Raw genomic sequence first — 14,658 nt, forward strand, 5'->3', positions numbered from 1 at the left:
AAATAATAAAAAAGCTTTAAGGCTCGTCCACTTTAGCGGTACTTGGTTCTTTTTTGAGTGCGGTATTTTCTTTTTGCCAAGGGAATTTGCCTTCTAATTCTACTTGTAGTGACAAGCTCAAAAAAGTCCGAATGAGTACGATAAAACCTAGTACTAGGACGCTGCGTAACGTCGGTTCTGTGACGACAGTCGCCATAATCAGCGGCGATGAGGACTTCTAATCCTAACAAAATAGATTTACCGACGGTTTGTCTGACTTCGATATAGGTCTCATGGTTAAACCCACTGGTTAGGCGAATCCCTCGATAAAAAGCAAAAAACAGTCCAAAAAACATAATAAGTACGCCAATGACCTCGACTATCTTAGCAATTAAATCAATGTAATGAGCTAGAGTTGCAATCAAAATAGATACTCCTTATCGATGCTCGGTGAAAAGCGTAAGTCTGAAAAATACTGCGATTATACGTTTATCGATCCTTATGATCGGCAAATTATCTGGCTGAGACGGCGGTTTTGTTCACTTTAAGCCATAATTTTTTGCTATGCTGTAATCGAACATTCATAGGCATAGAAACAACAAAAGGATTTTTTATGGCCAATCCCTCAAAAAAAGCAATCAACAAAGCGGTCAAAGATAAGCATATCATTATCACAGGGGCATCAAGCGGTATTGGTGAGCGTACAGCATATTTACTTAGTGAATGCGGTGCGCATGTTATCTTATTAGCACGTACCGAAGACAAACTAAAAGCCGTTAAAGAAAGTATCGAGGAGCTTGGTGGCAATGCCAGTTATTACCCTTGTGATTTGACCAATATGGATGATATCGAAAAAGTTAGCACGCAAATTTTGGCAGATTTCGGACATGTTGATGTCTTGGTCAATAACGCTGGTCGTTCAATTCGGCGTTCGGTTCACGAGTCTATTGATCGTTTCCATGATTTTGAGCGTACTATGGATATCAATTACTTTGGCGCGGTTAAAATAGTTCTTGGGTTTTTGCCGAGGATGATTGAACGTCAGACTGGTCAAATTGTGAATATCTCATCGATTGGCGTATTGGCAAACAGTCCGCGTTTTGCCGCTTATGTTGCCTCAAAATCGGCATTGGACGCTTTTAGCCGCTGCTTAGCTGCTGAAGTGAAGGGCGATAATGTGACGATTACCAATATTTTTATGCCATTGGTGCGTACGCCTATGATTGAGCCTACTAAGTTATACCGTTACATGCCTGCATTAATGCCTGATGAAGCCGCGATGATGGTTGCCAAAGCGATTGTCCATAAACCAAACAGTATTGCCAGCAACATGGGTAAATTTGCGTCAGCTACTTATTCACTGGCACCAGCAATCAACGTTGGTATTCAGTCGATGGGTTATCGTATTTTTCCAAGCACCCGCGCTGGACTGACTACCGATAAGAAGCCAAACCTTGCTCAGCGTGCTTTTGCCAGAATACTGCCTGGTGAGCATCATTAGAATAGGCTGTATATGAGCCTTGATTTAGAATAAAAAAGGACGCTGCGGTGTCCTTTTTTAATGCCTTAAAAATTATTATTGTTGATATAAAATAGGAGAGAGGGCAGTAGCAGCCTTTTGTTCTTAACGCTTTATTATGATCAAAACCTATTTATAATGTCTATCATCATCACTTTTATGGGAACTAAAGTGTCTTCAACTCAAATTTAGATATGACACGGACATTAGATCATAAGTCGTTTTGGGTCATAAATGAGTCAATCATGGCAGCTCAAATCGTGATTGCCATGATGTTAGATCCTGTATGAGTCAGGATAATGTTTAAGGCATATGTCAGTCGGCTTATAATTAAAGCTCCGCTCCTAATGCTTATGTCCTGTAGAGTACTTTGACCACATGCCAGCCAAATTTGGTTTTTACCAAATGTGGGGTGAAGAGTTTGCCGCTGAAGCAGATTTTGTCAAATGGCGGTACCATGTCGCCTTGTTGAAACTCACCTAAGCTGCCGCCTTTTTTACCTGATGGGCAGGTTGAATGTCGTTTCGCCAGCACATCGAACTTAGCGCCTTTTTGAAGCTTGGCAATAATGTCTTCAGCCTGCTCTTTGTGTTTTACTAAAATGTGTAATGCGCTAGCTGTACGAGCCATAATGTAAACCTTTCATAAAATATCAATTATCGGGGCATTATATCACGGCTTATCTTGGTTGCTAACTTCACTTGTATGCGCTACTTCTTCAAAAGCCATTATCTACACAGGGACTACTATTTGGATGAGAATCAGTGTCTTTTGAGTGTCGCTGTCATTACATCGGTGCAATGCATTTGGGTAGCTTACGAGCCCAATCAAGCCTAATGGTTAGGCATTAAGCGCTTTGCTAACTTTTTAATATCGTTATTCCCAACAGGATCTAGTGATTTGGCATACCATAATGATCTGCGATTAGCTCAACAGTGCGCGATTGGGCGCGGCGCGAATAGCCCTGAACCACCATCATTACCTCATCGACACCTGTCTGCTCCTGAAGATCCTCTAAACCTTTTGCGACCTCGGCAGCAGTGCCATGCAGGGTTTGATCGGTATACTGTTCAATAATCTGGCGCTCTTGCATATTGCCTTGAAAAGCGGCTACTTCATCAGGAGGCAGTAAAGCAAAAGGCTTGCGCTGAAACATTCTCAACATTGCCATGGCAGACGATGTTGACTGGCGACGTGCCTCTACAGGATCTTCGTCCGCAATCGCGCCAATGCTGACTAAGCAGTATGGCTTGGCTAGAATTTTTGAAGGACGGAAATTCTCTCGGTAAATGCGCATGGCACTTAAGACATCAGCATTGCCAAACTGTAGAGCAAATGCATAAGGTCTACCCAGCTTTGCTGCCAGATGCGCGGAGTAAGTCGATGACCCTAAGATCCAAACATCAGCAGCGGTCTTCGATGGGGGTACTCGGTTTTGCTCGGCTTGCCATGGGCCTGGCACCGCATGAACCGCATGATAAGGATGGTCTTTTGGAAAACTGTTTTCTAAAAAGCCCAACAACTCTGCGACTTGCTGAGGAAATTCATCGTTTGCTGCCTTATGCCGACGCAAAGCGGAAGCCGTTGCACCATCCGTACCCAGTGCCCGTCCCAAACCAAGATCAATTCGTCCTGGCGCCATCGCATCGAGCATGCCAAATTGTTCAGCAATGACCAAAGGCACATGATTCGGTAGCATGATGCCGCCTGCACCAAGCCTAATTCGCTCAGTTTCCCCAGTAAGCCGAGCCACCATCATCTGCGGTGAAGGCACCGAAGCACCAGGCATGGCATGATGTTCAGACATCCAAAACCGCTGAAAGCCTCTTTTGTCAGCCAATTTCGCAAGCGCAATCATCTCTTGAAAGGTGTCCTCTGCCGTGTGACTAACGCCGGTGAAGGCATTGTCGAGCACCGAAAGAACGAAAGGGGCGCTACCTGAATGATTTGGCATATTCATAAACGATCTCATTTTTACCGTATTAACGATGCATAGCAACACACTTTGGGTATTGCCACACAGGGAAGATTTAAAGACCCAACCATCAAGCACTAGAATTTATAGGTTTGACCATCATTAGGGACAAGCGCACGCTGCTTGTCTAAGTGCTTTTCTTCGATAAAGCGGCGCAGCTCTGCCTTGGTGAGGGTGGCATGATTGACCGTATCCATGTGCACGCTCACGATCTGAGCATTAGGAGAGAATTTATACGCACGGTATACATCCTCTTTACCCATAATGATAGAGTCATCAACAAAGGTAGTTAACTTCGCATAGCCTGTATTAAGGATGACCGCATCAGGCTTATAGCGAGTGAATGCATCTTCCACTTCCTTATTCCAAACGGTATCCCCTGCGACATAAACGGTCTTGTAGTTTGGTTTCTGGAATACAATCCCCATCGTTTTGCCCAGTAGTTCAGCTAATGGTGCCACTTTGTACATCTCATCAGTACCATGCTGTCCGATGGTTTTATGAATTGTAACGCCTTTAAACACAAAGCCTTGCTCTGTTAATGCTATAACATTGGTAAAACCATCTTTACGTACGATTGCCGTATCCGCTTCATCTTGGGTAAAAATTGGCATGTCACGCGGCACGAGGTTGCGTGCGGCATCATCCCAATGGTCAGCATGAAGATGCGTCAAGATAATGGCATCAGCCCTAAGCACTTCGGCAACAGTCATCGGCAAATCCACCATTGGATAGCGTATTTGGCTATTTACTGTGCCATCAAACCTGGATAAGCGTTTTTAGCTGCTAGCATCGGATCCACTAAAAACGTGGTGCCAGCATAATCAAGCTTGATCGTGGCATTACGGATTTGCTGAAATTGAACGGTATTGGTAGCTGTCTGTTTTACCGCGTTAGAATTTGCTGCTGGACTGGCAAAGGTGGTACATGCCGTTAACAACATGACGCCACTTAACAGTGTGGTGCCGGTCAGTGATTTTGCGATATTCATAATAGTTACCTTATTGAGGAAATTCTTCTTAATGGGACTAGGGTTTAAGAGTCTATTTCATGACTAAATCATGGTTTGGCTAACAACTCTGGATTAACGGGCAATCCAAGTTTGGGTATCAATCACTTCGCCATATAGAAACTCAATCGCTGCCATGATGGTGGCATGAGCCTGAACAGCAGGTACTTTCGTACCATTAAATTCAAGATCAAGCGTGGCACAGGCATCATGAACCGTAGTGGTTGTATAACCAAAGTCCACTGCAGCACGAACTGTGGCATCCACACACATGTGGCTCATGGCGCCAATCACAGTCACTTCTTTGATACCTTCTTTATCTAATAGCTCTTTCAGATTGGTCTCACGGAACGAATTGGGGTAATGCTTAGTGATGACGGCTTCATTCTCTATTGGTTTTACCTTTTCATTGATTGCTACACCATCGGTACCAGGCGTAAAGATCGGTGCGTCAGCAGGCATTTCATGACGGATATGAATGACGGTATGACCTTTTTCTCTCGCAGACGCAATCACCAAAGCTGCATTATCAGCGGCTTCGTTAATACCTACAAGTGATAAGTTACCTTGTGGGAAATACTCATTTTGAATGTCGACAACGATCAATGCTTGTGTGTTCATGATAATGCCTCTTTGTTTATGGAAGTGACTGTATAGGCGTATATTTTACAAGCACTGTGCTACACTAACGAGTGGCTACATCGACACATAAGAGGTTAATAACGACATATGAATCAAAAACATGCTATTGAAATTGGCTTGATCGTTTATGAGAAAGCACAAACGGCGGCTGTCCTTGGACTGACTGATTTATTCGTGGTGGCCAGTAAACTCGCCGCTAAACGTCAAGATACAACCGATCTGCCTTTACAGGTCAGTCACTGGGAGATTTGCGGCGTTAAGCAGCAGCCTAAGCGCACTTTTTCGAGCAATCCTGATAGCGTAGGAAGATTAACAGCCGTCATCATTCCACCCACGTTAGAAGCACCGATTGCAAAGCAAGCGGCAGAACCTTGGCTAGAATGGCTAAAAGAGCAGCATTCGACAGGGGTGATACTGTCGTCGTCTGCGCCGGTGCTTTTTTATTGGGCGAAACAGGACTACTCTCCAAGCGAAAGGCAACCACGCATTGGGGTTATGCAGAGGATTTTAAGCAGCGTTTCCCTGATGTGGAGCTCGATGTCGATCGCATTATTATCGAAGACGGTGATATTGTGACCGCTGGTGGCGCGATGGCTTGGACGGATTTGGGATTGAGAATGGTGGATCGCTTTCTTGGTTCTCAGGTGATGAATGAGACCGCTCGTATGTTATTAATTGACCCTTCAAGGCGTGAACAATGTTATTACAGTGCTTTCTCACCCAACCTCACCCATGGAGACACAGCCATATTAAAAGTGCAGCATTGGCTACAAAGAACCAATGCACAAGATATCGATTTATCTACCTTAGCCGATTGCGCACAGTTAGAAGAGCGTACTTTTCTGCGTCGTTTTCATAAGGCGACGGGCATGACATCCACAGAATATTGTCAGCGATTACGCATCGGAGAGGCAAAAGACTTTTTACAGTTCTCGTCATCTCCTGTTGAGCAAATAGCGTGGAAAGTTGGTTATAGTGATGCCAGTGCATTTCGTAAAATATTTAAGCGCATTGTTGGGTTGACACCAAGTGAGTATCGACGTAGATTTAATTCGAATAAGGTGTGATAGGTTTAGGTAATGATTTTTTTAAAGGTAGGCTCATTGACTGCTTCTAGGTAAGAGGTGGATGTAATAAAACGGCCACTGATGTAGCCATAACCGTTTTATTCTTTAACTGTCATTAACGGGAAGACATTCCTTTAAAACGCAGTAAACGCAATGCATTCAGCGTCACCAGTACCGTAGCACCAGTATCCGCTAGCACAGCAATCCAAAGTCCTGTCACGCCGAGCACAGTGGTTATCAGAAATATGCCTTTTAACCCAAGTGCAAATATGACATTTTGATGGATATTTCTCATGGTGGCGCGGGATAAGGCAATAAGGTTAGCAACGTCCATCACGCGGCTTTTTAATAGGGCAATATCAGCCGTTTCGATAGCCACATCCGTGCCACTGCCCATCGCAATGCCAATATCTGCCGCTGCCAAAGCGGGTGCATCATTGATACCATCACCAATCATCGCTATTTTACTATTGCTTTGCATCTCGCTGAGTAGACGTAGCTTGTCTTCAGGTAACAGCTCAGCCTGCCACTCTATATCTAATTGACTAGCAAGTGCTTTTGCCGTACGGCTATTGTCACCTGTGAGCATGACAGAGCGCACGTTCATTTTATTGAGCTGGGCAATGGCTTGCTGTGCATCTTCTCGTAACTCATCACGTAGAGCGACCAATCCGAGCGCCTCCCTCGTGTGCTCATCAAACAAAATAGAAACCGTTTTACCATCATTTTGTAGCATCTCAATTTGAATCTGCTGCTCAGCTGGCAACCTCACTTTCTCAGCGACGTAGACTGGTGAGCCGATGGCCAAAGAGCGTCCAGCAACCGTTGCATGAACGGCTTTACCGGCAGTCGCAAAGGCGTTGGAGGATCTAGGTATGACTACCTTAGCGGCTTTGGCATGATCCACAATAGCGATAGCAAGCGGATGACTAGAGACGGAGTCGACACTCGCAAACAGTGACAGTAGTTTATCGTGACCCTCAGCATCGCCATGTACTGTTTTAAAATCAATGACATCGGTTACCCGTGGTTTTCCTTCAGTCAAAGTACCCGTTTTATCAAAAGCGACGGTGCTGACCTGACCAACCAACTCCATGACATTACCGCCTTTGATAAGCAGTCCATGGCGCGTGCCGACCGCCAAACCTGAGGCAATAGCGGCAGGTGTTGACAGCACAAGAGCACAAGGACAAGCTATCAGTAATAGCGCCAAACCGCGATATAACCATATTCCCCATTCTGCTTCCATCAGTAGAGGTGGGATAATAATGACCAGCGCTGCAATCGCCATCACGATAGGCGTATAGTAACGGCTAAAGGTTTCAATAAAGCGTGCAGTCGGTGCTTTGGACGATTGCGCCTGCTCCACAAGTTCAATAATACGCGCAATCGTATTATCTGCTGCTGTCTTTTCTACGCGTATTTGTAGTACCCCATCAACGTTGATAGATCCAGCAAAGACCTCAGCACCTATGGTTTTGGCAACAGGAACAGATTCTCCTGTCACAGGTGACTCATCAAGGCTAGATATTCCTTGAATAATCACCCCATCAGCAGAAACTCTATCACCGGGACGCACAAGCACCTTATCGTTAATCTGTAATGCAGTCGCTGCCACCTGACGTTGTTGTCCTTGCGTGTCTAACAAGATAGCTGTCTTTGGCACTAGCGATGATAACGCTCTGATGCCAGCGCGCGCACGATCAGCTGCGACACTTTCTAGCAGCTCACCAACTGAGAATAAAAACCACGGCGGCAGCTTCTTCTGCCTCTCCAATGATAAGGGCGCCGATAGCCGCAACAGACATGAGCATTTCAATTGAAAAAGGCGAACCTACTAACGCCAGTGCAAAAGCTTTACGAGCAAATGGTAGGACTCCGATAGCCACAGCGGCAATAAAAACCCATGCGCCATATTCAGGGAAAATTAAGGACAACATATATGCGGCACTCATCAAAATCCCAGTACCAATAACCTGCTTACCCTTTATGGTTTGCCACCAGCGCTGATTCTCTATCGCTGATTGACTTTCATCAGTGCTACTCTTCTCTTGTTGACCATTTAACGCTGATATACCGAACCCGAGACGCTTAATGGTTTTTTCGATATCTTTAACATCAGTCGCTGCATCAGACGCCAAGATTAGCTCTAGCTTTTGGGTCGCAAAGTTTAACTGAACACCAGAGACGCCTGGCATACGTATGAGCGCCCGCTCAATTTTGCCAACACAACTGGCACAGTCCATACCTTCAATATGATATTGCATAGTTATTTATCCTCTTATTGAAGATATTATTAACCCTATAGTAGCTTCAGGGTCAAGGCTTTTAACGATAAAGGGGTTTGATTTTTTATCAGCAAACCTTATAGTTACTTTATTGTTTTAGATAATAGAAAATACTATTTAAGGAGATACACATGCTTATCAAAATTGGCGAGCTTGCCACGCGCACCGGTGCGACGGTCGAAACCATTCGTTATTATGAGAAAGAGATGTTATTACCAGAGCCTGCGCGTAGCCAAGGCAACTATCGTTTGTACAATGAGGCGCATTTTGAGCGTCTACAATTTATCCTGCACTGCCGTACGCTCGATATGACTTTGGATGAAGTACGAACCCTGCTTCAGTATAGAGATAAACCTGAGGAAAACTGCGGTGAGGTCAATGTGCTATGGATGAGCATATCGATGCGGTAGAAACACGTATGGAAGAATTGGTTCAGTTAAAGCAACATCTACTAGCGTTGCGGCAAAAATGCGCAAGTGAAGCGCTGGCTGAATCCTGCGGAATATTGCATGCGCTTGCCGATAACTCCTGTCATAAATAAAGTATTCATTTTGGTAACATTATCCACTTTTCATACGTAAAAGTAGACCTATCACCAAACGCGCGTGGTCAATAAATTCAAAATGATTCAGCCCATAATCCTTTCTGTTAATCGTATAGACTGCGTCTATCAGACTGACTCATTGCACTTGTGCAGGGAAGCCAGCCTTTGCTAAAGCAGCCGTCATCTGCTCAACACTTGCGATGGTTTCAATACTGACCACTTTGGCTGCTAAATCCATGTCAACCTTGGCGTTTGAGTCGATATCGTGAATAATTGCTGTCACACCACGAGCACAGCCGCCATATTTCATGTTTCCAATCCATAGTTTCATAGCCTTTCTCCAAATAAGTTTTATTTCATCACTAAGCTTAAGCCTTGTCTTGATGGTAATGTCAAACATATTTTAAAAAAACACGCTTGACCTTACCATCATGTCAACCTCTATGCTGTTGATAACAGATTGAACATGATAGAGGATGTTATGAACTCAGAAAATAGTAAGTCTTATCTTTACAATGAAACATTACCCATTGAAGGTATGACCTGTGCTTCCTGTGTGGGGCGGGTGGAAAAAGCATTAAAAAAAGTTGAAGGTGTTGAAAATGCTGAGGTGAATCTTCGACTGAAAACGCCATGATTTCCTCGTCTCAACCTTTAGATCTTATCGCAGCAACCAAAGCCGTAGAACGAGCCGGTTATAAGGTCTTGGCCTCTCAGCCGATTGAGCTGTCGATAGAAGGTATGACTTGTGCTTCCTGCGTTGGACGGGTAGAAAAAGCCTTAAAAAAAGTTGAAGGCGTACAACAAGCAAACGTCAACCTTGCTACTGAACGCGCATGGGTACAAGGCAACGCTCAAGTACAGAGCAGCGATTTGATTCAAGCCGTTAAAAAAGCGGGGTACACGGCTAAGCAGATTGAGCAGAATGCACGTGTTCGACAGGATAAAAAAGCCACGGAGCAGCAACAGCTGAAACGAGATTTGATGATCTCTTTAATTCTAGCCGTGCCTGTTTTTATTCTAGAAATGGGGTCACATATGATTCCAGCTTTTCATATGTGGGTCATGGACAATATCGGCACGCAACAAAGCTGGCTGATTCAATTTGTTTTGACCACGCTGGTACTCATCTTTCCAGGCCGACGTTTTTATCAAAAAGGTATTCCAGCATTATGGCGCTTGGCTCCAGATATGAATTCATTGGTGGCTGTTGGAACACTGGCGGCTTATAGTTTTTCGCTAGTCGCAACATTTATTCCACAAGTTCTACCTGAGGGTACTGTGAATGTGTATTACGAAGCGGCGGCTGTGATTGTGAGCTTAATTTTATTAGGGCGTTATTTCGAGGCAAAAGCCAAAGGGCGTACCTCTCAAGCCATTCAACATCTAGTGGGTATGCAAGCAAAACAGCACGTGTTCACCACAATGGGCAAGTGACTGAAGTACCGATTGCAGAGGTGACCACAGAAACGATTGTTGAGATTCGTCCCGGTGAGCGTGTTCCAGTCGATGGTGAAGTAATTGAAGGTCAAAGTTATATTGATGAATCCATGATTACAGGTGAACCCGTTCCTGTCAAAAAACAAGTCGGTGATCAAGTGGTCGGAGGAACAGTCAATCAGAATGGAACCTTAAATTTTCGGGTGACTGCTATCGGAGAATCGTCGGTATTGGCACAAATCATTCGCATGGTTGAACAGGCTCAAGGGTCTAAATTACCGATTCAGGCATTGGTTGATAAAGTCACTATGTGGTTTGTCCCCATGGTCATGCTCTTAGCAATGCTCACTTTTATAGTCTGGTTTATCTTTGGTCCTGACCCTGCGTTGACGTTTAGTCTCGTCAACGCCGTTGCCGTCCTAATCATTGCTTGTCCCTGTGCAATGGGATTGGCAACCCCTACATCCATAATGGTTGGTACAGGTCGCGGCGCAGAAATGGGCGTCTTATTCCGCAAAGGTGAAGCGTTACAAGCTTTACAGGAAGTAAAAGTCATTGCTGTCGATAAAACTGGCACATTGACTGAAGGCAAACCAACCTTAACAGATTTTTATGTCCAACCAGGGTTCGAACGTGAGCAAGTCTTGCGTATTGTGGCATCGGTTGAAGCAAAATCTGAACATCCCATTGCCTTAGCCATTGTTCAGGCCGCAGAGCAACAGAATATTAGCTTATTGCCGATTACCACTTTTGACTCTGTGACGGGATTTGGAATCAAAGCAGGAGTTGAAGGTCAAGCCGTTCATATTGGTGCTGATCGTTATATGCAGCAATTAGGACTTGATGTTACTCCCTTTAAAGACGAAGCCGCGCACTTAGGACAAGAAGCTAAAACCCCCATATATGTCGCGATTGATCAGAAATTGGTTGCTATTATTGCCGTTGCAGATCCCATTAAAGACACCACTTATGCCGCGATTGCAGGTTTACATCAACTGGGCTTAAAAGTAGCAATGATTACAGGGGACAATCGGCATACTGCGCAAGCTATTGCAGCAAAATTACATATTGATCAAGTGATCGCAGAAGTGTTGCCTGATGGAAAAGTAGATGCAATACGTCAACTGCAACAACAATATGGACGAGTGGCTTTTGTTGGTGATGGTATTAATGATGCACCCGCTCTTGCTCAAGCTGATGTCGGACTGGCAATTGGCACAGGGACAGATGTGGCAATTGAAGCCGCAGATGTAGTGTTAATGTCAGGTAGTTTACAAGGGGTTCCTAATGCGATTGCTTTAAGTCAGGCTACCATCAAAAATATTCGACAAAATCTATTTTGGGCATTTTTCTATAACATTGCTTTAATTCCAATTGCCGCAGGGGTTTTATATCCAGCATTTGGAATTTTTTGTCACCTATTTTTGCAGCAGGCGCAATGGCGCTATCCTCTGTTTTTGTACTAGGTAATGCCTTACGCTTAAAGTACTTTCAGGTGCCCGTGATTAAAGCGTAGAACTGTTAATATAGGGTTAAAGTACCCGTTTGGCTTTAACCCTTTTTATCAGGAGGAAAGTTATGAATATCGGTCAAGCGTCAGAGCAATCAGGAATCTCTCCCAAAATGATCCGCTATTATGAACAGATTGGGTTACTTGATGCCGCAAAACGCTCAAATTCAGGATATCGAATCTATTCTAACAAGATATAAAAGACTTATGCTTTTTAAGACAGGCTCGTGATTTAGGTTTTTCGTCCAAACAGATGAAAGAGTTGCTTGATTTGCGGAAAAATACAGATCGGCAGAGTGCTGATGTTAAACAATTGACACTGCAACATATCGCAACTTTGAACCAAAAAATAGCTCAATTGCAAGATATGGTGAGCTCACTACAGATTTCAGCTGATCATTGCTCAGGTGATGCAAACGCCGATTGTGCCATACTAAAAGATCTTGAACAGAATAAATAAAGTAAATTACATGTAATCTCATCTGTTTTTTATGCATATTTCAGTCTAAAAAAACATGTGTCTAAAAGAATACTTTCAGAAAAAATTAAGGCTATGGTTTCCTAGTGAGGACTTGAACACTCGGCTGTAAGCTAATAGTATCAATGGTTTTGCCCACTGAAAGTCGCAGTATACTTCATGGTGTACTTACCATATATATTCTATCTGTGATCGGTGCGCTATACAGGAGTCGAACTACTAGTTTTAGATATGACTTTCATGACTATGAAATTTACAGTATAGGTTATGACTACTGAGCTGTTTGATTAAAATCTATAAGGTTTATCTCTACAGTTTGTTCAATATAACTCAAAGGTTGGTTTTTGATTTAATTACCAAAAGATCCAAAACCATCTATATAACCACCATACGGCTCTGCTATAGCATTCAGTAATGATTCAGTTTCTACTACATCATAATAGTTAGGAATCATGGATATTTTACAATAGCATGTAAAATCATCTTCTTCCTCTTCAATGCTGAAAGTAGTATTTGGTAAAGCTTCCTTAATTTTTTCTACTACTAAGATTCCAAAACTCTCAGATGGTACTGAGATAAAAAAATCTATTTCGATCATTTTTGTCAAATCTGTTCCATCATCTTTTAATCTTTGCAATGCATTTCCAGTATTATCATTCGGTAGTTCCTTATTCATCTTGATGTCCTTTGTTCATATTTAAAGTAATAGAGATATTAGAAAAGGCTATACCTCAAAGAAACCAGTTATTTCAGCCCTCATGCGTATTAGTAGACTACTTAAAACAGACTGATATAACAGAACCACTTATAACAGACTATAAAAAATTAACACGACGATATCCTGTCCTATTTAACCAAATACTCGCCATAATATCCAAAATAATCCAGCCATAATGATGGCAATCACCAATAGCCGTTTCAGCCAATAGGGTATCAGCGGTTTTTTATAGCCTAAATCATTAAGCTGGCTGTCCACACCATTTTGTAGGCTCTTGAATCCTCGACTTTGCTTAGTCGTTTTGACGCGATTTTTTATCAGCTGTCCAGCTTCATCCTCAGCACCTTGCTCTCTATCAAAGCTAATAGCATGATTAGGAATGCCTTGCTTGCTGGCGATAGTGTTGAGTTTTTGCTGCTGCTTTACCTTTAGTTGTGTCTCATAGGCATCAATCCTATTCTTGGCGTCATCCATACTAATGTCTTCATCTGCCGCCAAAGTCTTGATCGCCATCACTAAATTGTTTTTTTCGATCATCATGATGACGTCTCTTGGCAGCTTTGGGTTGACTGGTTTTGAGCTAGGGTCGGGGTTAAACATGACTGTCCTTATGGCGATATGAAAAATAGGCATCGATAGTGTTGATTATTATAACCATTTTACAGCAATAATATTCAATCAAAAAATACCGCAATCACGATAATGACTGCGGCATTTTAATAGCTATCCTTTATTAGTATTTCTACCAATTTTTGATGGTCTATAGGTCTTTCCAGCGTTGGATAGACTCTTTGATGACTTCTTTGGCTTCTGCAACATCGCCCCAAGATTCAACGACCGTAGTGCCTGGTTTTTTCAGATCTTTAGTGGCTGAAATGGAACTCTAACTGGTTGATTAGCTGCTTTGGTAGATCCGCTAGGCTGTTATAAGCATTGCCTGTATCACGGTCATCAGCAGGTACGACGACGATCTTGTCATCGACTTCGCCATCATCAACGAACTTCATCACACCAATGACTTTGGCTTTTAGGAAAATACCAGTTGGTAGCGGCTGCTCAGTCAGCAATAATACATCAAGCTCATCACCATCTTCGTCAAGTGTTTGCGGGATAAAACCATAGTTACAAGGCTTGGCAAAAATCTGTGGATCAATACGATCAAGCTCAAATACCGCCAGTTCACGATTCCACTCAATTTTATGGCTGCTACCAGCTGGGATTTCTACTACTACGTTGATAATGCCGCCATCTACATCGCCTGCGTCCAAAATTTTGTTAAAATCTGCCATAAAGTACTCCAATTTGCTTTTGTTTTAAGTGCTTGAATAAGTGATGATAAAAGAATAACGTCGCGGCACTGCGATATTATCACTGTGCCCAATATGTGCCGCCTGCGATTATAACAAGTTTGACTCAAATTTTCTCACAATGCTTAAGTCTAAGCGTGCACGATATTATGCAAAAAAGATTATGCAAAAACGGACTCAAA

General features: G+C 43.2%; 14 protein-coding genes and 4 pseudogenes. 6 read left to right on the plus strand and 12 right to left on the minus strand.

All coding sequences use genetic code 11. The features are described from left to right. Nucleotides 1-16 precede the first annotated feature (16 nt). Nucleotides 17-335, minus strand: a pseudogene (locus tag G7Y90_RS10165) (DUF1622 domain-containing protein). Between the two features lie 257 nt (nt 336-592). On the opposite strand from G7Y90_RS10165, the gene G7Y90_RS10170 reads away from it, so the two are divergent. Continuing rightward, a complete protein-coding gene (locus G7Y90_RS10170; RefSeq protein WP_087814380.1) occupies nt 593-1,480 on the plus strand; it encodes an SDR family NAD(P)-dependent oxidoreductase in 888 nt (295 codons plus the stop codon). 369 nt (nt 1,481-1,849) lie between these two features. On the opposite strand, the gene G7Y90_RS10175 is transcribed toward G7Y90_RS10170, so the two are convergent. From G7Y90_RS10175 to G7Y90_RS10195, 5 genes are all read right to left on the minus strand, one after another. Then, nucleotides 1,850-2,128 (minus strand): peptidylprolyl isomerase, encoded by a 279-nt coding sequence (locus G7Y90_RS10175; RefSeq protein ID WP_045446094.1) that lies wholly within the window; start codon nt 2,126-2,128, stop codon nt 1,850-1,852. A 262-nt stretch (nt 2,129-2,390) separates the two neighbouring features. Further along, nucleotides 2,391-3,458, minus strand: coding sequence for an LLM class flavin-dependent oxidoreductase (locus G7Y90_RS10180; protein WP_087814381.1), 1,068 nt, complete (start codon nt 3,456-3,458; stop codon nt 2,391-2,393). 92 nt (nt 3,459-3,550) lie between these two features. After that, nucleotides 3,551-4,186 (minus strand): MBL fold metallo-hydrolase, encoded by a 636-nt coding sequence (locus tag G7Y90_RS10185; protein ID WP_250162323.1) that lies wholly within the window; start codon nt 4,184-4,186, stop codon nt 3,551-3,553. Nucleotides 4,187-4,221: 35 nt separating this feature from the next. Then, nucleotides 4,222-4,464, minus strand: a complete 243-nt coding sequence (locus tag G7Y90_RS10190) for a hypothetical protein (RefSeq protein ID WP_250162324.1) — start codon at nt 4,462-4,464, stop codon at nt 4,222-4,224. Nucleotides 4,465-4,557: 93 nt separating this feature from the next. Then, nucleotides 4,558-5,103, minus strand: coding sequence for a cysteine hydrolase family protein (locus G7Y90_RS10195; protein WP_087814383.1), 546 nt, complete (start codon nt 5,101-5,103; stop codon nt 4,558-4,560). A gap of 401 nt (nt 5,104-5,504) precedes the next feature. Here G7Y90_RS10195 and G7Y90_RS10200 point away from each other — a divergent pair, with 401 nt between their 5' ends. Next, nucleotides 5,505-6,191 carry a GlxA family transcriptional regulator gene (locus G7Y90_RS10200; RefSeq protein ID WP_250162325.1) on the plus strand — a complete coding sequence of 229 codons (687 nt, stop codon included), beginning with the start codon at nt 5,505-5,507 and terminating at the stop codon, nt 6,189-6,191. Nucleotides 6,192-6,306: 115 nt separating this feature from the next. Here the strand turns inward: G7Y90_RS10200 and G7Y90_RS10205 are convergent, their stop codons facing one another. Both G7Y90_RS10205 and G7Y90_RS10210 read right to left on the minus strand, forming a co-directional pair. Further along, nucleotides 6,307-7,968, minus strand: coding sequence for a heavy metal translocating P-type ATPase (locus G7Y90_RS10205; protein ID WP_250162326.1), 1,662 nt, complete (start codon nt 7,966-7,968; stop codon nt 6,307-6,309). Further along, complete coding sequence (locus tag G7Y90_RS10210) at nt 7,919-8,458, minus strand: cation transporter (RefSeq protein WP_250162327.1); 540 nt, start codon at nt 8,456-8,458, stop codon at nt 7,919-7,921. Before G7Y90_RS10210 ends, G7Y90_RS10205 begins: the two co-directional genes overlap by 50 nt. Nucleotides 8,459-8,610: 152 nt before the next feature. Here G7Y90_RS10210 and G7Y90_RS19075 point away from each other — a divergent pair, with 152 nt between their 5' ends. After that, nucleotides 8,611-8,889 (plus strand): MerR family transcriptional regulator, encoded by a 279-nt coding sequence (locus tag G7Y90_RS19075; RefSeq protein ID WP_502937349.1) that lies wholly within the window; start codon nt 8,611-8,613, stop codon nt 8,887-8,889. Then, complete coding sequence (locus G7Y90_RS19080) at nt 8,865-9,020, plus strand: hypothetical protein (RefSeq protein WP_502937350.1); 156 nt, start codon at nt 8,865-8,867, stop codon at nt 9,018-9,020. The genes G7Y90_RS19075 and G7Y90_RS19080 overlap by 25 nt, the downstream gene beginning before the upstream one ends. 139 nt (nt 9,021-9,159) lie before the next feature. Here the strand turns inward: G7Y90_RS19080 and G7Y90_RS10220 are convergent, their stop codons facing one another. Next, nucleotides 9,160-9,354 (minus strand): heavy-metal-associated domain-containing protein, encoded by a 195-nt coding sequence (locus G7Y90_RS10220; RefSeq protein WP_109590099.1) that lies wholly within the window; start codon nt 9,352-9,354, stop codon nt 9,160-9,162. 207 nt (nt 9,355-9,561) lie between these two features. Here G7Y90_RS10220 and G7Y90_RS10225 point away from each other — a divergent pair. Both G7Y90_RS10225 and cueR read left to right on the plus strand, forming a co-directional pair. After that, nucleotides 9,562-11,979 (plus strand): annotated as a pseudogene (locus tag G7Y90_RS10225) (heavy metal translocating P-type ATPase). A gap of 62 nt (nt 11,980-12,041) precedes the next feature. Then, nucleotides 12,042-12,433, plus strand: a pseudogene (cueR, locus tag G7Y90_RS10230) (Cu(I)-responsive transcriptional regulator). 367 nt (nt 12,434-12,800) lie between these two features. On the opposite strand, the gene G7Y90_RS10235 reads toward cueR, so the two are convergent. The 3 genes and pseudogenes from G7Y90_RS10235 to G7Y90_RS10245 all read right to left on the minus strand — a co-directional run bounded on the left by G7Y90_RS10235 (nt 12,801) and on the right by G7Y90_RS10245 (nt 14,458). Next, entirely contained in the window at nt 12,801-13,127 is a 327-nt protein-coding gene (locus tag G7Y90_RS10235; protein ID WP_087814390.1) for a ribonuclease E inhibitor RraB, read from the minus strand. Between the two features lie 174 nt (nt 13,128-13,301). After that, entirely contained in the window at nt 13,302-13,769 is a 468-nt protein-coding gene (locus tag G7Y90_RS10240) for a hypothetical protein (protein ID WP_250162328.1), read from the minus strand. A 160-nt stretch (nt 13,770-13,929) separates the two neighbouring features. Further along, a pseudogene (locus G7Y90_RS10245) lies at nt 13,930-14,458 on the minus strand (inorganic diphosphatase). Between the last annotated feature and the right edge of the window lie 200 nt (nt 14,459-14,658).

The organism is Psychrobacter sp. WY6, from assembly GCF_018448495.1.
Classification (GTDB): domain Bacteria; phylum Pseudomonadota; class Gammaproteobacteria; order Pseudomonadales; family Moraxellaceae; genus Psychrobacter.